This window comes from Rhodococcus kronopolitis (assembly GCF_042654025.1).
GTDB lineage: Bacteria > Actinomycetota > Actinomycetes > Mycobacteriales > Mycobacteriaceae > Rhodococcus_G > Rhodococcus_G kronopolitis.
In genome coordinates this window covers 37,388-58,917 of sequence record NZ_JBHSFO010000010.1, presented here as the reverse complement: position 1 = coordinate 58,917, position 21,530 = coordinate 37,388, and the positions used below count along the sequence as shown (strand labels likewise).

Genomic DNA, 21,530 nt, shown 5'->3' with positions numbered 1-21,530 from the left:
GAGAACCCATGACCACCACCGTCCGCGGTCCCGCGATCGAGGTCGCCGGCCTGCGCAAGTCCTACCGGTCGAAGGCCGGCGAGCAGATCGTGCTCGACGGCGTCGACCTGGTCGTGCCTGCCGGCACGGTGACCGCGCTGCTCGGCCCCAACGGAGCGGGCAAGACCACCGCCGTCGGCGTCATGTCCACCCTGCTCGCCGCCGACGCAGGCACGGTTCGCGTCGCCGGCCACGACGTGGCGCGCGAGCCCGACGCGGTGCGCGCGTCGATCGGCGTGACCGGCCAGATCACCGCCGTCGACGAGCTGCTCAACGCCACCGAGAACCTGCGGCTGATGGCCGACCTCAATCACCTCGGCCGTGCCGAGGGGCGGCGCCGGGTCGCCGAACTGCTCGAGCGCTTCGACCTCGCCGACGCCGCGCGCAAGCCGGTGGCGACCTTCTCCGGCGGCATGAAGCGCAAGCTCGACCTCGCGATGACCCTCGTCGGGTCGCCGTCCGTGGTGTTCCTCGACGAGCCGACGACCGGTCTCGACCCGCGTAGCCGCCGCACCCTGTGGGACGAGGTCCGCGCGCTCGTGGCGGGTGGCACCACGATCCTGCTCACCACCCAGTACCTCGAGGAGGCCGACAAGCTCGCCGACTCGGTCGCCGTGCTGACCGGCGGCCGGATCGTCGCCGAGGGCACGCCCGCCGAGCTCAAGGCCGCGCACGACACCGGCTCGCTCGACGACGTCTTCCTCGCGCTCACCGAGCCGCCCGCCGAGGCGGAGACCGACCCGACACAGGACCAGGAGATCGTCCGATGACCACCCTCGCCGCCACCCCGCTCACCGCCACTTCGGGCCCCAGCCCGGTCGCCGACGTCGTCACCATGCTGCGCCGCAACCTCCTGCGCGCGGTGCGCTACCCGGGGCTCACCATGTTCCTCGTCGCAGGCCCGCTGGTGATGCTCGTGCTGTTCGTCTACGTCTTCGGCGGTGCCCTCGGCGCAGGCGTCATGCCCGGGGTCGCACCCGGGGCCGACGGGCGGGCCGCGTACCTGGACTACATCACGCCCACCCTGTTCATCCTCACCGTCGTCGGCGCGGGACAGTCCGTGGCCATCAGCGCCGCCATGGATGCCGCGAGCGGGATCATGGCGCGGTTCAAGACGATGGCGATCTCGCCGGGGTCCGTGCTCTCCGGGCAGGTGCTCGGCACCGTGCTCCAGTCGCTGGCAGCGCTCGTCCTGGTGCTCGCCGCGGCGTTCGCGATGGGCTACCGTCCCGACGCCGGAGCGCTCGACTGGCTCGCACTGCTGGGGCTGTTCGTGCTCCTGGGGCTCGCCCTCAGCTGGCTGTGCGTCGCCATGGGGCTGAACGCGCGGAGCGTGGAGACGGCCAGCAACACGCCGATGATCCTGCTGCTCCTGCCGTTCCTGGGCAGCGGCTTCGTGCCGGTGGAGACCATGCCGACCGCGGTGCGCTGGTTCGCGGAGTACCAGCCGTTCACGCCGATCATCGAGACCGTGCGCGGCCTGCTCGCCGGTGGTGTGGGGCTCGAGGTCGCGGTGGTGGCACAGGCCGTCGGCTGGTGCCTGGCGCTCGGCCTTGCCGGCTACGCCTGGGCACGCTCGCTCTACCGGCGCGAGCGTCGCCTCTGAGCGGCGCGTCGCACGGGGCGACCGGACGGCAGCAACCTGCCGCCCGGTCGCCCCCGCGTCGAATCAGCAGGCAGCGGGCCGGTCGGGCTTGCGGCAGACGAAGATCGCGGTACCCGGGAACAGCTGTCCACGCAGCGGACTCCACTGGCCCCACTCTCGGTCCAGCCACTCCGGCCAGTCCGGCTCGACGATGTCCTGGAGCTCCAGGCCGGCGGCCACGATCTCCCGTACCCGGTCGCCGATCGTGCGGTGGTGCTCGACGTAGGTCGGCACCCCGTCGGTGTCGACCTCGACGTAGGGAGTGCGGTCGAAGTAGGGGATCGTCGCGGTCAGGCCCTTCGGACCGGGGTCGTCGGGGAAGATCCAGCGCATCGGGTGGTTCACCGAGAACACCCAGAGGCCGCCGGGCCGCAGCACCCGGGCCACCTCGCGCATCACCAGTGCGGAGTCGGCGACGAACGGGACACCGCCGAACGCCGAGCAGGCGATGTCGAAGCTCGCGTCGGCGAACGGCAGCGACTCGGCGCCTGCCTGCACCAGCGGGACCCGCGGTCCGCCCGCGGCCATCGCGTCGAGCCCGCGCGCGAGCATCCCCTTGGACAGGTCCAGGCCCACCGCCCGGGCGCCCTGGCCGGCCAGCCAGCGCGCGCAGGGTGCCGAGCCGCAGCCGATCTCGAGCACGTCCTTGCCCGCGACGTCGCCGAGGAGGTGCACGTCGCCCTCGTGCAGGCCCTCCGGGCACCAGACGAACTCGCCGCCTGCGGACCCGACGCCGAGGAAGTCGCCGTGGGTCCGGTGGTAGTCGTCCGCGTCGGCGTCCCACCAGGCGCGACTGGCGCGCTCGCTGTCGGCGGAGCCGACCCGGGCGCGGCTGACCCCGGAGGTGCCGAGGGCGGCGTTGGCGGCGGCGTGCCGGTCGTCGGGTACGGGTGTCTCGCTCATGTGGTCAGCCCCTGGCAGGTGTGCGGTGGTCGGGAACATCATCCAACGGCGCGACGCCGCGGCCACCACCGCCCGGTCGTCGCGGGTGCGGCCCGGCCGCAGGGCCGCCCATGCTGTGAGATCGGACACATCGGACGGGGTGGTGGGGGGGTGCGGAACCGCGGGGTTTGCCCCTCGGTGACGGGCCGTGGGATGGCCCGCATCCGGGCCAGGTTTGCCCAGCTAGCCACCGGCCGCGTACCCTAATCCACGCGAGTGTCCGCGGTGGCGCACCGAACCTGGAGCGCAATCGCAAATCTCGTTAGTCCGACAGAACACCATCAACCGACTGCCTATCCCTCCGGAGCAACCCACCAAATGCCCACAACCACTCATACCTCGCCGCAGGTAGCCATTAATGACATTGGCTCCGCCGAGGATTTCCTCGCCGCCATCGATGCCACGATCAAGTACTTCAACGATGGCGACATCGTTGAGGGCACCATCGTCAAGGTCGACCGCGACGAGGTGCTTCTCGACATCGGTTACAAGACCGAAGGTGTCATCCCTTCTCGTGAGCTCTCCATCAAGCACGACGTCGACCCCAACGAGGTCGTCTCCGTGGGAGATGCGGTTGAGGCTCTCGTCCTCACCAAGGAGGACAAAGAAGGCCGACTGATCCTGTCGAAGAAGCGCGCACAGTACGAGCGCGCCTGGGGCACCATCGAGGAGCTCAAGGAGAAGGACGAGGCCGTCAAGGGCACCGTCATCGAGGTCGTCAAGGGTGGTCTCATCCTGGACATCGGTCTCCGTGGCTTCCTCCCCGCCTCGCTCGTCGAGATGCGTCGGGTCCGCGACCTCCAGCCGTACGTCGGCAAGGAGATCGAGGCCAAGATCATCGAGCTCGACAAGAACCGCAACAACGTGGTCCTGTCGCGTCGCGCATGGCTCGAGCAGACCCAGTCCGAGGTCCGCAGCGAGTTCCTGCACCAGCTCCAGAAGGGCCAGGTCCGCAAGGGCGTCGTGTCCTCCATCGTCAACTTCGGTGCCTTCGTGGACCTGGGTGGCGTCGACGGCCTGGTGCACGTCTCCGAGCTGTCCTGGAAGCACATCGACCACCCGTCCGAGGTTGTCGAGGTCGGCACCGAGGTCACCGTCGAGGTTCTCGACGTCGACCTGGACCGCGAGCGTGTCTCCCTCTCGCTCAAGGCGACGCAGGAAGACCCGTGGCGTCAGTTCGCCCGCACCCACGCGATCGGCCAGATCGTCCCGGGCAAGGTCACGAAGCTGGTTCCGTTCGGTGCCTTCGTGCGCGTCGAAGAGGGAATCGAAGGCCTCGTCCACATCTCCGAGCTGGCCGAGCGCCACGTGGAGGTTCCGGACCAGGTTGTCGGCGTCGGCGACGATGCCCTCGTCAAGGTCATCGACATCGACCTCGAGCGTCGTCGTATCTCCCTGTCGCTGAAGCAGGCGAACGAGGACTACAGCGCCGAGTTCGATCCGTCCAAGTACGGCATGGCGGACTCCTACGACGAGGCCGGGAACTACATCTTCCCGGAGGGCTTCGACTCGGAGACCAACGAGTGGCTCGAGGGCTTCGACAAGCAGCGTGAAGAGTGGGAGTCCCGGTACGCCGAGGCTGAGCGTCGCCACAAGATGCACACCGCTCAGATGGAGAAGACGGCTGCCGACGAGGCCGCCGAGGCTGTTGCCGGCGCCGCCGGTACCAACTACTCCTCCGAGACCGGTGCCGCGGACGAGGGCGACGAGGTTGTCGCCTCCTCGACCGAGGCGAGCGGATCCCTGGCCAGCGATGCACAGCTCGCTGCGCTGCGGGAGAAGCTGTCCGGCAACGCGTAACCTGACGACCCGCTAGTCGGGTCCGACACGAGAGCCCCGGTCCTACTACAGGACCGGGGCTCTTGTCTGTCATCTGTCGTCGGCGGGGGGTCACCGTCGAGGCGCCGGACAGCACAGCAAGGCCCCGCCCGATCTCGGGCGGGGCCTTGCTGTGTTTGACGGTGTCGGCCGGTGCGAGTCGGCTCAGTCGGCCGCGGCTTCCGGTCGGGTCGGGGTCAGCTTGCCGCGGCCACGGTGCCGGAGACGGGGGACCAGGAACTCTGCCGCTCGGCGGAACGCTTGCGCATGCCGGCAATGCTGTGCCGCGCGGGACTGAGCATCTGGGCGAACCAGCCGCGGCGCTGCTCGGTCAGTGCGAGCGCGACCTCCGGGATCAGGATGCAGTGAACGCCGTCGACCATGCCAAGTCGGTGCCGACCGTGGGAAGTGAGGCTGCTACGCATGGCGGTCCTTTGTGTAGAGAAGAGGCCTGGTCGTCGTCGTCGAAGATATCCCGAAAGCTTCGAAAGCCGACGTATTTGGCCTGGATGTGCATGGGCGTGTTTGGTGACAGACTGTGGCGGTGTTGCGAATCGGCCTCACTGGAGGCATTGGAGCAGGAAAGTCCACCGTGTCGAGGATTCTCGGCGAGCTCGGGGCGGTGGTCGTCGACGCGGATCTTATCGCACGTGAGGTCGTGGAACCCGGGACCCCCGGATTAGCCGCTCTGGCAGCGGAATTCGGCGACGGAATTGTCAATTCGGACGGTTCGCTCGACCGTCCGGCGTTGGCTGCCAAGGCTTTTGGTGACGACGAGGCCCGGGCCCGGCTGAACGCCGTCATGCACCCGCTGGTGGGCGCGCGTACCGCGGAGGTCGTCGACGCGGCTCCGGCGGATGCCGTCGTGCTGCAGGACATTCCGTTGCTCGTCGAGGGCGGCATGGGCGCGCTGTTCCACCTCGTCGTGGTGGTGGACGTGGATGCGGAGGAACGGATCCGACGCCTCGTCGAGTTGCGCGGCATGCCGGAGGCCGACGCCCGCGCGCGGATGGCGGCCCAGGCCACCGACGAGCAGCGTCGGGCCGCGGCGGACGTGCTGCTCGACAACAACGGCCCGCAGGGCCGACTGGACGCCGAGGTCAGGGCGCTGTGGGACCGGCTGACGCGGTACGCGGAGAACGTCAGGACCGCGACAGTGGTCCGCACGCCGCCGGTACTGGTGTCGGCGGATCCGTCGTGGCCGGACCAGGCCCGGCGGCTGACCGCCCGGCTGCGGACCGTCTGCGGGGCGTCGGCACTGCGCGTCGACCACATCGGGTCGACCGCGGTCCCCGGCCTCGAGGCCAAGGACGTGCTCGATGTCCAGGTGACGGTGCCCAGCCTCGCGGTCGCCGACGAGCTGGCCGGGGTGCTGGCCGCGGCAGGCTTCCCACGCGTCGAGTCGGTGACCCGGGACGACCCGAGGCCGGCCTACGATATCGGTGGCGAGGCGGATCCGGCCCTGTGGGACAAGCGGTTCCATGCCGCCGCCGATCCCGGACGGCCCGCGAACGTCCACCTGCGGGTGGACGGCTGGCCGGGCCAGCGATTCGCGTTGGTGTTCCGCGACTGGTTGATCGCGGACGAGCAGGCGCGTGCGGAGTACGTCGAGGTGAAGCGCGCGGCCGCCGCCGAGGTGGCGGGCGAGGCCGACATCGAGACGGCCGTCGAGCGGTATGCGGCGGCCAAGACGCCGTGGTTCGACGGCGCCGCGGTGCGGGCCGAGCAGTGGGCCGAGCGGACCGGCTGGCGGGCCGGCTGAGTTCAGCGCCAGTCGACGGCCATGCCCAGCGACGCCAGCCAGGCGTCGAGGTCGTGGCCGTGGGCGGCGATGCCGTCGACGGCCACCGCGGCGCGGCTGATGGCGCGTTCGGTGGTGGCCGAGTCCAGCAGGCCGGCGGCGTGCGCGGCCACCAGCTCGTCCACGTCGAGCAGTTCGGTGTCCCGGCCGGTGCGGACCACCAGGTCCAGGTAGTGGTCCTGGGAGCGCCACAGTCGCCCGGCGTCGGTGAACTCGCCGACGTCGACGTAGCGGTCCTGGTCGCGGTCGTGGAACGGGTGGTAGTGGAAGATCGAGGCCCGCAGCCCGAGCGTCGGCAGCAGCCAGGACTCCAGGTAGTGGAAGCGCGGGTGGTCCGCCGGGCGGGCCATGTACAGGCCCCAGGACTCGACCCGGTAGTGGTCCACGGGCCGGACGTACCCCTTCGGGTCGGTGTTGGTCCGGTCGTCGAGGTTGAACGACTCGACCTTCGGGGGGTGCACCGCGTTGTCCATAGCTGCTGAAGCTACCAACGGAGGCCACCGGGCCGTGGTTCGTCGGCGAACATGTCGGACCCCCGGCCTACCCTGGTGCCATGGCGTTTGCATCCGAACATCCCGTGGTGGCGCACTCCGAGTTCCGTCCCGTCGGTGAGATCGAACGATCCGACGGTCGGTTCGAGGTGGTCAGTGAGCACGTGCCGGCGGGCGATCAGCCCGCCGCCATCGCGGACCTGGAACGACGGATCCGGGCGGGGGAGCAGAACGTGGTGCTGCTGGGCGCCACCGGCACCGGAAAGTCGGCGACGACGGCCTGGCTGATCGAGAAGCTGCAGCGGCCGACGCTGCTGATGGCACCGAACAAGACGCTCGCCGCGCAGCTGGCGAACGAGCTGCGGGAGATGCTCCCGAACAACGCGGTTGAGTACTTCGTCTCCTACTACGACTACTACCAACCCGAGGCGTACATCGCCCAGACGGACACCTACATCGAGAAGGACTCGTCGGTCAACGACGACGTCGAGCGCCTGCGGCACTCCGCGACCTCGAGCCTGCTCTCGCGCCGCGACGTGGTGGTGGTCGCGTCCGTGTCGTGCATCTACGGCCTCGGCACCCCGCAGTCCTACCTGGACCGCTCCATCCAGCTCGACGTGGGCGTGGAGGTGCCGCGCGACGCGTTGCTCCGCCTGCTCGTCGACGTCCAGTACAACCGCAACGACGTGGCGTTCACCCGCGGTTCGTTCCGGGTCCGGGGCGACACCGTCGAGATCATCCCGTCCTACGAGGAGCTCGCCGTCCGGATCGAGTTCTTCGGCGACGAGATCGAGGCCCTGTACTACCTGCACCCGCTGACCGGTGAGGTGGTCCGGCAGGTGGACTCGGTGCGGATCTTCCCGGCCACCCACTACGTCGCCGGGCCGGAGCGGATGGAACGCGCGGTCACGGACATCGAGGCCGAGCTCGAGGCGCGGCTGGCGGAGCTGGAGGGGCGGGGCAAGCTGCTCGAGGCGCAGCGCCTGCGGATGCGGACCAACTACGACCTCGAGATGATCAAGCAGGTCGGCTTCTGCTCCGGGATCGAGAACTACTCGCGCCACATCGACGGCCGCGGACCCGGAACCGCCCCGGCCACCCTGATCGACTACTTCCCCGAGGACTTCCTGCTGGTCATCGACGAGTCGCACGTGACCGTCCCGCAGATCGGCGCCATGTACGAGGGCGACATGTCGCGCAAGCGCAACCTGGTGGAGTTCGGGTTCCGGCTGCCCTCGGCCACCGACAACCGGCCGTTGACGTGGGAGGAGTTCACCCAGCGGATCGGGCAGACCGTCTACCTCTCGGCCACCCCGGGCAAGTACGAGCTCGGTCAGTCCGGCGGTGAGTTCGTCGAGCAGGTCATCCGGCCCACCGGACTGGTGGACCCGGAGGTGATCGTCAAGCCGACCAAGGGGCAGATCGACGACCTGATCCACGAGATCCGGGAGCGCACCGCGAAGGACGAGCGGGTGCTGGTCACCACCCTGACCAAGAAGATGGCCGAGGACCTCACCGACTACCTGCTCGAGCTGGGCATCCGGGTGCGCTACCTGCACTCGGACATCGACACGCTGCGCCGGGTGGAGTTGCTGCGTCAGCTCCGGCTCGGCGAGTACGACGTGCTGGTCGGCATCAACCTGCTGCGCGAGGGACTCGACCTGCCGGAGGTGTCGTTGGTGGCGATCCTGGACGCGGACAAGGAGGGCTTCCTGCGCAGCTCCACCAGCCTCATCCAGACCATCGGCCGCGCGGCCCGAAACGTCTCCGGCCAGGTGCACATGTACGCGGACCGGATCACCGACTCGATGCAGCACGCCATCGAGGAGACCGACCGTCGCCGCGAGAAGCAGATCGCCTACAACAAGGAGCGGGGCGTCGACCCTCAGCCGCTGCGCAAGAAGATCGCCGACATCCTGGACCAGGTGTACGAGGAGGCCGAGGACACCGCCGCCGGGGTGGAGGTCGGCGGATCCGGCCGCAACGCCAGCCGCGGCAGGCGGGCACAGGGCGAGGCCGGCCGGGCCGTCAGCGCGGGCGTCTACGAGGGCCGCGACGTCAAGTCCATGCCCAGGGCCGAATTGGCCGACCTGGTCAAGGAACTGACCGATCAGATGATGAACGCGGCCCGCGATCTGCAGTTCGAGCTGGCCGGCCGGCTGCGCGACGAGATTCAGGACCTGAAGAAGGAGCTGCGGGGGATGGACGCGGCGGGACTGAAGTAGCCGCCCGCTACGGTTGGGGCATGGACGCCCCCACCGCAGGCCGGAACGCGAAGATGTTCGAGCCGATCCACAGCATGAGCTACTTCGCACCGGAGGTCTCCGAGCACCTGGTGGCCGTGGGCCTCGAGGTCGGCGGGATGACCTACTTCGCGGGACGGTCCGCCGCGATGGGTGCGGTCGCACCGTCGGTGGTCGCGGCGACGTTCTACACCTTCAACCCGGAGGTGGTGGCCGGCTACCTGCCGCGGGCCTGGGAGCTGGCGAGTCCGGAGGCGATCGTCGCGGCGCGCTACGCGGGTGCGGGTGCGGCGCTGCGCCGACTGCTCGGCGATGCCGTCGTCGGGTCGGTCGAGATGGCGGAGGCGGCGGACATCGCGGCCATCGCCGCCCGCGCGACGCGCCCCGAGGGGCGGCCGCTGTTCGCCGCGCACGCCGCCGTCGAGCAGCCGGCCGAGCCGCACCTGTCGCTGTGGCACTCGTTGACGCTGCTGCGGGAGTACCGCGGCGACGGTCACATCGTGGCGCTGCAGGCGGCCGGGCTGTCCGGGATCGAGGCCCTGATCACGCACACCGCGACCGGCGCCGGCTTCACCGAGAAGGCGGCCCTCTCGCGTCGCGGCTGGAGCCGCGAGCAGTGGGATGCCGCCAGCAACGACCTGCGCGACCGCGGCCTGCTCGCCGACAACGGAACCCTCACCGAGCTCGGCACCGAGATCCGGGAGGTGACGGAGGACGTCACCGACGACCTGGCCTTCGCGCCGTGGGCCGAGCTGGGCGACGCCGGGCTCGACCGGCTCACCGAGCTGCTCACGCCGATGCGGGCCGCGATCGTCGACGCGGGCACCTACCCGCCGAACCTCTTCGGCCCGCGCTGGGGCAAGTGGTGAGCCTCAGCTGGTGATGTCCTTGACCGCGAACCGCTGCCAGGCCAGCACGCCGAACACCGCCGCGTAGGCCAGCGCGGAGAACGACCCGACCACGATGTCGTGCCAGTCGACGGTCGGCGCGAGCAGCCGCGTCCAGGCGAACGAGAAGTGGCCGGGCAGCAGGTCCCGCCAGCCGCCCAGCGCGGTGATCTGGTCGAGGATCTGCACGAGGATCGAGACCATCACCGTGCCGCCGACCGCGCCGAGCGGCGCGTCGGTCAGGACCGAGAGCAGCAGGGCCAGCCCGGCCACCCAGGTCAGGTTCACCGCGATGTACCCCAGCGCCAGCGCCAGCCGCCCGACGGCCTCGCCGTAGCCGAGCGAGTCGCCGAACGGGGTCACCAGCGGGCCGGTCCCGTACAGCGCGGTGCCCAGGGCCAGCCCGACGCCGAACAGCAGCAGCAGGGCCAGCAGCGACAGCGCCGCCGACACGATCGCCTTCTGCCGCAGCAGTCGGCCGCGGGGCACCGGGATGGCCAGCAGGTACCGCAGCGACGACCACGAGGCCTCGCTGGCCACGGAGTCGCCGAAGAACAGCGCGACCACCACGATCAGCAGGAAACCGACGGACATGAACAGGCAGAAGACGGTGAAGTTCGCGCCGCCGCTGGTGCCCAGGTCGATCAGGTCCACCGCGCCGGGCGACGACGCCCCGGAACTGCCGACCGCGAACGCCGTCGAGAGGATCACCGGCAGCAACGCCAGCAGTCCCAGCGCCAGGTGGGTGCGCCTGCGCCGGAACTGGCGGACGAGTTCGGTGCGCAGCGGCAGGGTCCCGCCGGGTCGGTAGCCCGCCGCCCGGCCGTCGGCGGGCATCGCCCCGCGGCCTCGATCCGTCGCGGTCACGGCGCCTCCACCTGCTCGTTGTTCGAACTCGACCGGTCGCGGTGGTCGGAGACGTGCACCAACCGCAGGAACACGTCCTCGAGCCGGGTGGTGCCGGACAGCCCGCGGACCGCGATGCCGGCCTCGACCAGGGTGCGGACCACCACGGCGGAGTCGGTGCCTGCGAGGTCGAGGCGGACCGTGGGCGGATCGCCCTCGGCCACGTGCACGCCGGTCGGGCCGTCGAGCCCGGCGAGCACCGCGACGGCCCGTGCCGCGTCGTCGACCCGCAGTTCGGTGGCGCCCTCCGCCGAGGTGAGCTCCTCGACGGTGCCCGCGGCGATCACCCGTCCGTGGTTCATCACCACCACGTCGGTGCAGGTCTGTTCCACCTCGGCGAGCAGGTGGCTCGAGACCAGCACGGTCCGCCCGGTGCGTGCGTACCCGACGAGGACCTCACGCATGGTCCGGATCTGCGGCGGGTCCAGGCCGTTGGTGGGCTCGTCGAGCACCATCAGGTCCGGCAGGCCGAGCATCGCCTGCGCGAGGGCCAGCCGCTGACGCATCCCCTGACTGTAGGAGCGGACCTTCCGGTGCACGGCGTCACCGAGGTCGGCGATCTCGAGTGCCTCGTCCATCCGGGCGTCGGCGGCGGGCCGGCCGGTGGCCTCCCAGTACAGCCGCAGGTTGTCCAGCCCGCTCAGGTGCGGCAGCAGCCCGGAGCCCTCGACGAAGGAGCCCAGCCGGGAGAGCACCGGCGCGCCGGGTGTCACCAGGTGCCCGAACACCCGCATCTGGCCGCCTGACGGCGTGATCAGACCCATCAGCATGCGCAGTGTGGTGGTCTTGCCCGCGCCGTTGGGGCCCAGGAGCCCGAGCACCTGGCCGCGGTGCACGGTGAAGCTGACGCCGTCGACCGCGCGGAAGCCGTTGGCGTAGGACTTGTGCAGGTCGGTGACCACCAGCGGGGTGTCGAGCAGCGCCGGGTCCACCGCGGCTACCGCGCGCCGCCGCGACCGGACGACGCCGACGACGCCGAGCACGGCCACCGCGGCGAGGATCGCGACGATGCCGACCAGCGGCGCCACCGGGAGGGCCCGGCTGTTCGTCGTCGCGGGGACACTCGGGACGGTGAGGGTCGGGTCGGTGAGCCCGACGGTGAACCTGGCCGGGGAGACCGGGTTCGCGTAGGCCTGGTCGGTGGCGGCCAGCACCAGTTCGAGGTGGTGTCCCTCGGGCACCTGGTGGGCAATCCCGGGAAGCGTGACCGAGATCGGAACGGCTTGTCCCGCAGGTGCGTCCGGGATCCTGATCGCCGACACCGCGCCGCCGGGCAGGGTGCGGCTGCCCTGCGGGCTGACGTCGTAGAGCTTGGCGAAGAGCAAGGCCTGGCCGGGCGCGGCCTCGCTGGACACCTCGAGATTGACCGTGCTGGTGCCGGTGACGGTCAGCGGGTGGGCGACCGGGGCGGTGGCGAACCGGGCGGACTGGCCCGGGGGATCGGCTGCCAGGTCCAGCGCGGCGCCGGCTGCGGCGCCAAGGGCCGCAGCCGCGGAGCCGAGTCCGGGCACGGAGGAGATCCCCGCCGGTGACGCGCCCGGCGGACGGAAGAGGGTCTGGACGGGCCCGAACAGCGGCATCGACTCGGTTGGTGTCGGCGTGGCCGTCGCGCCCAGGCCCGGGTACGACGGCGCGGTCATCCGACGTTGGGACACCCGACCCTGGTCGCCGGGCGCACCGGCCAGGGTGAAGACGAACCGCTGGTCCGGCTCGTCACCGCGCAGGCGGTCGGACAGGAACGACGCGACCGCGCGATGGCCGGACGCGGACTCCCCGCCGGCGTCGTGACCGCCGGGAAACCAGCGGACCTGCACCGGTGTGCCCGCGGCCGCGATCTGGCGGGCGTTCGCGTCGGCCTGGTCGAGGCCGAAGAGGGTGTCCTGCTCGCCCTGGAGCAGCAGGGTGGGCGCGGTGATGTCGGCGGCGACCGCGGCGGGGGAATGTGCGGTCAGCATGGCCAGCAGGTCCGGGCCGGGGATACCGGTCTCCGCTGCGGCGGCGTAGGCCCGGCAGATCTCGGGGGAGAACCGGCCGCAGGCCCCCGACTTGCTCGCGGTCTCGGGTCCGACCGGCATGCCGCCGGCGCCGACCCCGAAGAAGATGCCCGCCCAGCCCCGTTTGAGCACACCGGGCCCGCCGTAGCCGGCCGCGGCGGGCGTGGTCCGGTCCACCGGTTGCGTGGTCCCGAAATTGGGGAAGAGCGCCTGGCCCAGGTCGTTCCAGGTGATCGAGGCGGCGACGGCGTCGACGCGGTCATCGGTACCGGCGAGCATCAGCGCCAGCGCCCCGCCGTAGGACCCGCCCGTGACCCCGACCCGGGGGTCGTCGGGGCAGTCCAGAGCGACCTCGGCGCGCCCGGCCAGCCAGTCCACCAGGCCGCGGGCGTCGGCGACCTCCCGGTCCGGGTCGTTCAGGGTGATCGACCCGGTGCTGCGGCCGAATCCGCGGGCGCTGTAGGCGAGCACCACGAAGCCGTCCGCGGCGAGATCGTTTGCCTGCGCCGCGACGGTGTCCTTGTCGCCGCCGAACCCGTGGGCCAACAGCACCGCCGGGGCCGGGAGTCGATCCGGAAGGTAAAGGCGGGCATCGATTTCCACGCGCGCATCCGAACCGGGGTTCTCCGGCAGCGTGATCTGGACCTCGTCGGCGGACACCGTCTGCGTGGCCCTGGACGTCCACGTCACGAGGGCAGCCGTGACGAGCAGGATCGCCACCGTCACGAGGGCGATCCAGGCGCGGGTACTGCGCGGCCGCGGCAGATGCATGAGACTCAATCTAGTCAGAAACCGCGCATGTGCGTTGTGCCGCAATTCCCACAACCCCGGTGCTCGCCGGACTAGGGTTTCGCTCAGTGGCCGGGGTTTCAGGTGTGGGATTCCGTGCGTGCCCCGGTGATCGAGACAATGCATGACGACGCTCGCTGTAACGAAATACCATGCACCACCACCCGTATGCATTTTGGAGGAAGAAATGACCGCCTACCGCACCATCGTCGTCGGAACCGATGGCTCGGATTCGTCTCTCAAGGCAGTGGAGAAGGCCGCGGCGTTGGCGAAGGACGCCGGCGCCCAGTTGGTCCTCGCCTGCGCCTACTACCCGTCCGACCCCAAGGACATCGAGGTTGCGTCGGACACCCTCCGTGAGGACGCGTACCAGATCACCGGCTCCGCACCGACCTACGACATCCTGCGGACCGCCCGTGAGCACGCGCAGGCGAAGGGTGCGACCGACATCGTCGAACGGGCGATCGTCGGCGCCCCCGTCGACTCGCTCCTCACGCTGATCGAGGAGGTCTCCGCGGACCTGCTGGTGATCGGCAACCGTGGCCTGAACACGCTGACCGGTCGACTGCTCGGTTCGGTGCCCTCGGACGCCGCCCGCAAGTCCACCACCGACGTTCTGATCGTCCACACGGTCCGCTGATGTCCGCGACTGCCCCGGCCGTGTTCCCACCCGGCCGGGGCAGTGCTGTCTGTGGGGTGCGAATCTAGCTGGTGGGGACCAGTTTCGAGAGCACAGCCGGCAGCGGGCGGGCGTGGACCACACCGAGTCGCTGGGTGGCGCGGGTGAGCGCGACGTAGAGGTCGTTCAGTCCGCGCGGTGACTCGTCGAGGATCCGCTGCGGCTCCACGATGAGCACCGAGTCGAACTCCAGTCCCTTCACGTCCCGGACGGCGAGCACGCTCACCGAGTCCGACGCCAGGTCTGCGAACTCGGCGACGGTGTCCTCTGCCGTGATCACCACGGTGAGCCCGGGCCCGGTCTCGTCGGCCACCCGCCGGCGCAGCTCGTCCGCTACCTCGGACTCCGAAACCCGATGTGCCCAGGGCTCGTTCCCGCTGTCGCGGACCGATCGGGGCACCGTCTGCTCGGGGTCGATCGCCGCCAGCACGTCCTGGGCGACGGCCATGATCTCCGACGGCGTGCGGTAGTTCACGGTCAGCTCGGTCAGCTTCCACCGTTGCGCGACATACGGTTCGAGCACTGTCTGCCAGGACGAGGTGCCCGCCGGGTCGCCGGTCTGCGCGGTGTCGCCGACGAGCGTCATCCACCGGTTGGGGATGCGGCGCATCAGCATTCGCCAGGCCATCGCCGAGAGTTCCTGCGCCTCGTCGACGATCACGTGACCGTAGGTCCAGGTGCGGTCGGCGGCGGCGCGCTCCGCCGCGGTGCGCCGTTCACCCAGGTCCTGGCGTTGGGCCAGCTGATCGGCGTCGATCAGGTCGTAGGCCATCAGGATCTCGGGGTCGAGGTCGTCCTCGAGGTCCTGCGGCGCGGAGCCGGTGAGGATGTCCAGGGCGCCCTGCGCGTCGGCGATCTGAGCTCGCCACTCCCGTTGTGCGCGTTCGCGTTCCGCCTCGTCGTCGACTCCGAGGAGCTCGGCCAGCTCGTCCAGCAGGGGCGCGTCGGCGTCGCTGAACCCGGTCATCCGCGAGCGGTGCAGCAGCCCGCGCCTGCCCTCGGTGAGGGATCGGGCCGCGGCGTCCAGCCGGTCGGTCGAGGTCAGCAGGTCCGCGAGTACCCGCTGCGGGGTCAGCTGCGGCCACAGCCCGTCGATGGCGGACATCAGGTCGGGGTCCTCGCGCAGCTCGTCACGGATGTCGGCGACGTCGTCACGGCTGAGCAGGTTTGCGCCGCCGAGCACGTTGGACCCGAGCCGCGCCGCGAACTGGTCGGCGAGGGACTCGATCACCGCGGAGACGAAGATCGGCCGGGCCAGGTTGTGCGGACGTCGCGAGGACCGCGCCCGGCCACGGGCGCGGGTCACGGTCTTGCGGTCCAGGGTGATCGGGTAGGTGTCGAAGGTGACGGTGATCGGCTCCGACGGGGTGAGCTGACGGTCCCGCACCGCCTGCTTGAGCACCTCGACCATCTCGAGGGAGCCCTTCACCTCGCCGCACTCCAGCGAATCGTGTTCGGTGGCAGTGACCCCGGGGTAGAGGTCGCCGATCGTCGAGAGCAGCACCCCGGTCTCGCCGAGGGAGGGCAGCACCTGGCCGATGTAGTCGAGGAAGGTGGCGTTGGGGCCGATGATCAGGACGCCGCTCTTCGCGAGCTGCTGGCGGTAGGTGTAGAGCAGGTATGCCGCGCGGTGCAGGGCGACGGCCGTCTTCCCGGTGCCGGGCCCGCCCTGCACCACCATCACCGACTTGTGGGTGGACCGGATGATCGCGTCCTGCTCGTGCTGGATGGTTTCGACGATGTCGTTCATCTGACCGGTCCGAGCCGCGTTCAACGCGGTGAGCAGGGCACTCTCGCCTGCGACGCCACCGGCGCCGTCCGTCACGCCGGCCTGTTCGGCGGCGGCGAGGTCGAGGTACTCGTCGGCGATGCCGGTGACCCGGCGACTGCGGCTGCGGATGTGCCGTCGCCGCGTGACGCCCTCGGGTGCGGCGGGGGTGGCGAGGTAGAACGGCCGGGCCAGCGGGGCGCGCCAGTCCAGCAGCAGGGTCTCGAAGTCGTTGGCCTCGTCGAGGATCCCGACGCGGCCGATGTAGCGCGGTGTGTCGCCGTCCGCGGACTCGGCGTCGATGTCGATGCGGCCGAAACACAGGCCGTTCTCGGCGGCGTCGTACATCGCGATGTCCTCGGTGTACATCTGACTGAACGACTCGCGCTCCACCCGCGCCTGCGGGGTGCCGCCGGTCTGCAGCAGCACCTTCGCCAGTCGGGTGCTGGCGTACGAACGCAGGTCGTCGAGTCGGTCGTAGAGCATCGACACGTGTTGCTGTTCGCGGTCCAGATCACCGTGCTGACGTGCCTCGTCGGGCAACTCGTTCTCCTAGGCCTGAAAGGGGTCCAAATGGGCCAATCGAGCTTAGTAGCTGGAGGTGACCGTCGCTGAACTCCCAGGTCAGGGAGGTGAGCCCTCGGCTTGTCGAGTCGTGGAGATCGTCGGTTGTCCTTGACGGTGAACACGTAGTGCCCACCGCCGCCGACGATGTAGCCGGCGGCGGAACTCTGACACCGCAGCTCAGTGGATCTCACTCACGACCCTGCCGGGGCTCTTGGGTGGGAGGAGCCCGCCGTCGACGGGTCGGTGCAGGCTCCCGAACGCGAACGGAACCCGCAGGGGCGGGTCCATTTCGTCCGCGTCCTGCAGGTTCCGTCTATTTGTGCTTTTGCGTCCGGTCAGGAACCGGGCGGCGCCGAATGTCGGGAGTCGGCGTCCATCGCTCCGCTGTCGTTCACCTGGTTGTCTTCGTCGTTACTGTCCACTGCTCGCGGCCTGATACAAAGCCAAAGCGCGGCTACCGAAGGTGGAACCAACTATCCAGGGTTTCCCGTCTGCCGGGTTCCATACGGTCGATGAGGTGACGGATCGGATGTATCCGTAACCACTTGCGGGATTGTGGTCCGCCAGCCAGGGACCTCCCGATGCGCCACCACCCATATTGCATCGAAGCCCAAATGGGTCAGGTCCGGCGACTGGGTCATCGCTGATGATCGGTACCGTGGTGGTGGCACCCGAGCATGAAAACTGCACGAGACCGAGGGTCGGGTATGGGACAGTCCCGCCACCGTCCAACGCCTTCTCGGCCGGATAACCGTAGGTATTCACGGGGAACGCAAGGGGGCCGGACGTGCGCAGGCCGTGCCCACCCACACGGTCGCCAAGCGACCGTCCGTTCGAATCGTTAAATGTTGCAACGAAGGCGATATCCGCATCTACCCGAGAAGCGCTGACCTTGGCGGAAACGCCTCTCGCCTTCGCGTCGTCCGATATGTAAAACTGCTTCGCGTACCATTTCCCGGAACTGCTGTTTAGTGCATAGTTAGGTCTGAACATCCAGTTCGTGGAGAAATCCTTCCCTTCCCCTCCGTGTACACAGTGGGCTGCGGTGGCAACCAGGTTCCCCGATGGGCTGTTTACCGCCGCCCCACTGCACTGGTAGCTATTTCCATCACGATTGAAAAAGACCTTTCCGTTAGCTGGCGCTACCCCGCTGGTGGGAAAAGGGGCAAGGCGTGGCTCTACATCAGCTACTGGTGACGCTGCAGGATCCAACGCATTCGTGGCGTGCTCCGCCACGGCGTCCAAGGCGGACCGCCCGGATTGGAGGGCTTGTTCTGTGGGTGCGTCGATGTCGGTACTGGGTGCATCCAAGGGAATTGCTTTTTCCATGCGCTCTGGCGTCCAGTACTCGTCCAGTGCCGTACTCACTCCAGTGGCGTCTACCAGCTTCCCGGCCGGGACATCGAGATCAGAGATTCGAGCCGCTTCGCCCTCGGGTATGAAGATTTGCGGCTGGCCTGCAACGATGCCGTCCGGGACGGATCGTGCAGCAGACCCGGCCGTCGGCCAGGCAAGGCTCTGGGCGTTGGCGGTCGACGGGCCGAGTGCCACAGCGACGGAGGCTATCACCAGCCCCGAGATGAGTGTCGATCTGCTTGATCTGAACATGCGACTCCGTTGGTTTGGGACAGGAACGGTTGCAAGCTATCAGTCACCGGCTGGTGTGACCGAAATTTCAGATCTGTGTAAATCATTGTCCTGTAATAGCTTTCGGTATCGCCATCGATCGCAGTCGGCGGTACGGGCGGGGAAATGTCGCATGATGACGATGTTGCTGTAGTCGGCCAAACGAGAAGGATGACGACGGTTGCGGAGTGTGGCCATCGCCTGAGGTCCGCCGCCGGCGCAGACGGTTATCGTTGCCCCGGTGCCGCAAACCCAGTCGGTGACCTACGACGGAGTTGCCGCGAGCAGCGGCATCGAGGTGACCAGATGACGACCCCGACGGTCTTGCGGCCAGATCTGGTTACGGAGCGGCGGGGATCTGAGTCTGCCGGCGACTTCGGTGGCCGTGATCGTGTGCCGTTCCCGGCGTCCGTGACCACCGCCCAGTGATGAACGACGAGCCGGGAATGTCTTTCCAGGGCAACGCCTTCAATACGTCTCGTAGAGATCGTTGATTGTCCTTGACGGTGAACACGTAGTGTTCACCGTCGCCGACGATGTAGTCGGCGGTGGAACGCTGACACCGCAGCTCAGTGGATCTCACTGACGACTTTGCCGGGGCACTTGGTTGGGAGGAGCCTCGCGTCGACGGGTCGGTGCAGGCTCCCGAACGTGAACGGAACCTGCAGGGGGGTATTTCGTCCGCGTCCTGCAGGTTTCGTCTATTTGTGCTTTTTGCGTCCGGTCAGGGGCCGGGCGGCGCCGAATCCGGAGAGTCGGCGTCCATCGCTCCGCTGTCGTTCACCTGGTTGTCTTCGTAGTTACAGTCCACTGCTCGCGGCCTGATACAGATCCCAAGCGCGGCTATCGAAGCTGGGAGCAAGTATCCAGTTGTTCCCGTCTGATGCCGTTCCGCCCCCTGAGCTGATGGTCCGGATATATCCATAGCCATTCGAGGGATTGTAGTCGGCCAGCCAGGGACCTCCCGATGCGCCAGGACCCATGGAGCAAGGAAGCCCAACATAGTCAAAGCCGTCGAGCTGGTCCGTGCTGGTATCGCCCGAGCATGTGCTCTGCGAGTTGCCGAGGGTCAAGTTATTGACCGGATATCCGAAGATCTTTGCGGGGAACGCAAGGGATCCGGACGTGCGCAGGCCATGCCCACCCACGCGGTCAACAAGCGACTGGCCGTTCGAATCGTTGAATGTTGCAACGAAAGCGACGTCCGAATCCAATACGGCGGCACCCGTATTAGTGTTGACGCCGTTCGTTTTCCAGTACTCGGGGATGTAGAACTGCTTGGGCTGGAATGCGCCGGTACTTATACCCAGTACATAGTTGGGTCTGAACACCCAGTTTCGGTGAAAACCCTTCCCTTTCCCGCCGTGCACACAGTGTGCTGCGGTGGATACCACATTCCCCGACGGGCTGTTCACTGCGGATCCACTGCAGGTGAGTTTCGATCCATCTTCAGTAGTGAAAAAGATCCTGCCGTTGGCTGGCGCTACCCCGTTGCTGGCATAAGGGGCAGGGCGTGGTTCTACATCAGCTACTGGTAACGCTGCAAGATCCAAAAGATCCAACGCATTCGTGGCCTGCTCCGCCACAGCGTCCAAGGCGGACCGCCCGGACTGGGGGGCTCGTTGTGTGGATACGTCGATGTCGGTACTGGGTACGTCCATGGGAATTGCTTCCTCCATGCGCTCTGGCGTCCAGTACTCGTCCAGTGCTGTGCTTACTCCGGTGGCGTCTACCGGCTTCCCTGCCGGGACGTCGAGATCGGAGATTCGAGCCGCTTCGTCCTCGGGTATGAAGATTTGCGGCTGGCCTGCAACGATGCCGTCTGGGGCGGATCGTGCAGCAGACCCGGCCGCCGGCCAGGCAAGGCTCTGGGCGTTGGCGGTCGACGGGCCGAGTGCCACAGCGACGGAGGCGATCACCAGCCCCGAGATGAGTGTCGTTCTACTCGATCTGAACATGCGACTCCGTTGGTTTGGGTTTGGAACGGTTGGAAGCTATCAGTCACCGGCTGGTGTGACCGGATTTTCACAATCTTCAGATCTGTGAAAATCATTGTCCTGTAATGCGTTCCGGCACCATCATCGATCGCAGTCGGCGGGTACGGGCGGGCGGAACGCTGCATGATGACGATGTTGCTGCGTCCGGCCAAGTGGAGAATGCTGACGACGGTGTTTCGGCGTGTGGCCATGACCTGAGGTCCGGCGCTGGTGTGGCCCGACGGTCGGCCTTCGTCGAAGGTGACAGATCGGGATCCAGCGCGCCGGAGCGGCAGGTTTGCAGGACCTGGGTGGCCTGCGGAATCCCAGCGATGGCCACGAGGAGGGAATCTCGTTCCAGGGCAACGCTTTCAATGCGTTTCGTAGAGATCACTCATTGCTCTTGACGGTGAACACATAGTGCCCACCACCGCCGACGATGTAGTCGGCGGTGGAAGGCTGACAGTGTGGAAGGCTGACAGTGCAGTGCACTCCGTTGCCGTGATCGAGTGCAGCGAGCAGGTGTGTCGGGTGCCTGGCGACTATGCCAAGCCTGTGTGGCGGTGCGTAACCCCAGTCGGTTGGACTGGGGTAACTGTCACCAGCCGCGCTCCTGCCACTCCGCGAGGAACGGACGCTCGGCGCCGAGCGTGGTGTCCTTGCCGTGGCCCGGGTAGACGTGGGTGTCGTCGGGGAAGCGCTCGAACAGCTTGGTGGTCACGTCGCGGAGCAGCGAACTGAACTTCTCCGGGTCGGCGGTCTTGCCCACGCCGCCGGGGAAGAGAGAGTCGCCGGTGAACAGGTGCGCCTCCCCGGACGCGGGATCGGTCAGGGCCAGCGCGATGGACCCGGGGGTGTGACCGCTGAGGTGGATGACCTCGAGGGTGAGGTGTCCGACCTCGACCAGGTCGCCGTCGGTGACCGTGCGGTCCGGGGTGACTGGCAGCTTCTCGGCGTCGAGCGGGTGCGCGATGGTCGGAACTCCGGTGAGCTTGACCACCTCCGCCAGCGCGAGCCAGTGGTCGGGGTGCTGGTGGGTGGTGACGATCGAGGCCAGCGACGGCGCGCCGGCCTCGAGCAGTTGCGCCAGCCGGTCGGCCTCGTTCGCCGCGTCGATGAGCAGGGACTCCCCGGTCTGGGTGCACACCACCAGGTAGGCGTTGTTGTCCATCGGTCCGACGGAGATCTTGGTGATGGTGGCGCCGGCGAGGGTGCGGCGTTGCGGGGCGGAGCCCTGCGTCAGCTCGCCGGTGTAGTTGTCGTCGATTGTCAGTTGCTGCCCGTCCATGCCCGGGACGCTACCGTCGAATGGGTGCCCGTGGCGGGTTGGACGCGATCGGGTCGAACAAATGTGTCGGT

General features: G+C 68.5%; 15 protein-coding genes. 7 read left to right on the top strand and 8 right to left on the bottom strand.

Annotation, left to right across the window (positions count from 1 at the left end):
- The first annotated feature begins 8 nt into the window (after positions 1 to 8).
- Positions 9 to 809: an ABC transporter ATP-binding protein gene (locus ACFO6S_RS16550; RefSeq protein ID WP_378418823.1), complete on the top strand. Its 801-nt coding sequence runs from the start codon at positions 9 to 11 to the stop codon at positions 807 to 809.
- Positions 806 to 1,645, top strand: a complete 840-nt coding sequence (locus ACFO6S_RS16545; RefSeq protein ID WP_378418822.1) for an ABC transporter permease — start codon at positions 806 to 808, stop codon at positions 1,643 to 1,645. The genes ACFO6S_RS16550 and ACFO6S_RS16545 overlap by 4 nt, the downstream gene beginning before the upstream one ends.
- A gap of 63 nt (positions 1,646 to 1,708) precedes the next feature.
- Here the strand turns inward: ACFO6S_RS16545 and ACFO6S_RS16540 are convergent, their stop codons facing one another.
- Positions 1,709 to 2,587, bottom strand: a complete 879-nt coding sequence (locus ACFO6S_RS16540; RefSeq protein ID WP_378418820.1) for a class I SAM-dependent methyltransferase — start codon at positions 2,585 to 2,587, stop codon at positions 1,709 to 1,711.
- A gap of 357 nt (positions 2,588 to 2,944) precedes the next feature.
- Here ACFO6S_RS16540 and rpsA point away from each other — a divergent pair, with 357 nt between their 5' ends.
- The gene (gene rpsA, locus ACFO6S_RS16535; protein WP_378418818.1) at positions 2,945 to 4,426 is read left to right on the top strand and encodes a 30S ribosomal protein S1; all 1,482 of its coding nucleotides are present in this window, start codon (positions 2,945 to 2,947) and stop codon (positions 4,424 to 4,426) included.
- A gap of 215 nt (positions 4,427 to 4,641) precedes the next feature.
- On the opposite strand, the gene ACFO6S_RS16530 is transcribed toward rpsA, so the two are convergent.
- A complete protein-coding gene (locus ACFO6S_RS16530) occupies positions 4,642 to 4,827 on the bottom strand; it encodes a hypothetical protein (protein WP_378418816.1) in 186 nt (61 codons plus the stop codon).
- Between the two features lie 161 nt (positions 4,828 to 4,988).
- Between ACFO6S_RS16530 and coaE the strand changes: the two genes are divergently transcribed.
- Positions 4,989 to 6,206 (top strand): dephospho-CoA kinase, encoded by a 1,218-nt coding sequence (gene coaE, locus ACFO6S_RS16525; protein WP_378418814.1) that lies wholly within the window; start codon positions 4,989 to 4,991, stop codon positions 6,204 to 6,206.
- Positions 6,207 to 6,208: 2 nt separating this feature from the next.
- Here the strand turns inward: coaE and ACFO6S_RS16520 are convergent, their stop codons facing one another.
- Positions 6,209 to 6,718, bottom strand: coding sequence for a ribonuclease FAU-1 family protein (locus ACFO6S_RS16520; protein WP_378418813.1), 510 nt, complete (start codon positions 6,716 to 6,718; stop codon positions 6,209 to 6,211).
- An 80-nt stretch (positions 6,719 to 6,798) separates the two neighbouring features.
- Here ACFO6S_RS16520 and uvrB point away from each other — a divergent pair, with 80 nt between their 5' ends.
- Both uvrB and ACFO6S_RS16510 read left to right on the top strand, forming a co-directional pair.
- Positions 6,799 to 8,961, top strand: a complete 2,163-nt coding sequence (gene uvrB, locus ACFO6S_RS16515; protein ID WP_378418811.1) for an excinuclease ABC subunit UvrB — start codon at positions 6,799 to 6,801, stop codon at positions 8,959 to 8,961.
- 20 nt (positions 8,962 to 8,981) lie between these two features.
- Complete coding sequence (locus ACFO6S_RS16510) at positions 8,982 to 9,848, top strand: SCO6745 family protein (protein ID WP_378418809.1); 867 nt, start codon at positions 8,982 to 8,984, stop codon at positions 9,846 to 9,848.
- Between the two features lie 3 nt (positions 9,849 to 9,851).
- Here the strand turns inward: ACFO6S_RS16510 and ACFO6S_RS16505 are convergent, their stop codons facing one another.
- Positions 9,852 to 10,733, bottom strand: a complete 882-nt coding sequence (locus ACFO6S_RS16505) for an ABC transporter permease (RefSeq protein WP_378418808.1) — start codon at positions 10,731 to 10,733, stop codon at positions 9,852 to 9,854.
- Positions 10,730 to 13,537, bottom strand: a complete 2,808-nt coding sequence (locus ACFO6S_RS16500; RefSeq protein WP_378418806.1) for an alpha/beta fold hydrolase — start codon at positions 13,535 to 13,537, stop codon at positions 10,730 to 10,732. The genes ACFO6S_RS16505 and ACFO6S_RS16500 overlap by 4 nt, the downstream gene beginning before the upstream one ends.
- Positions 13,538 to 13,742: 205 nt before the next feature.
- Here ACFO6S_RS16500 and ACFO6S_RS16495 point away from each other — a divergent pair, with 205 nt between their 5' ends.
- Entirely contained in the window at positions 13,743 to 14,195 is a 453-nt protein-coding gene (locus tag ACFO6S_RS16495; protein ID WP_378418804.1) for a universal stress protein, read from the top strand.
- Between the two features lie 64 nt (positions 14,196 to 14,259).
- Here ACFO6S_RS16495 and ACFO6S_RS16490 read toward each other — a convergent pair whose 3' ends face one another.
- The 3 genes from ACFO6S_RS16490 to ACFO6S_RS16480 form a co-directional block, all read right to left on the bottom strand.
- On the bottom strand, positions 14,260 to 16,488 hold the full coding sequence (locus ACFO6S_RS16490) for a HelD family protein (RefSeq protein WP_378418993.1): 2,229 nt from the start codon (positions 16,486 to 16,488) through the stop codon (positions 14,260 to 14,262).
- A gap of 2,507 nt (positions 16,489 to 18,995) precedes the next feature.
- The gene (locus tag ACFO6S_RS16485; protein ID WP_378418802.1) at positions 18,996 to 20,114 is read right to left on the bottom strand and encodes a trypsin-like serine peptidase; all 1,119 of its coding nucleotides are present in this window, start codon (positions 20,112 to 20,114) and stop codon (positions 18,996 to 18,998) included.
- A gap of 655 nt (positions 20,115 to 20,769) precedes the next feature.
- On the bottom strand, positions 20,770 to 21,459 hold the full coding sequence (locus tag ACFO6S_RS16480) for an MBL fold metallo-hydrolase (protein ID WP_378418800.1): 690 nt from the start codon (positions 21,457 to 21,459) through the stop codon (positions 20,770 to 20,772).
- Positions 21,460 to 21,530 lie beyond the last annotated feature (71 nt).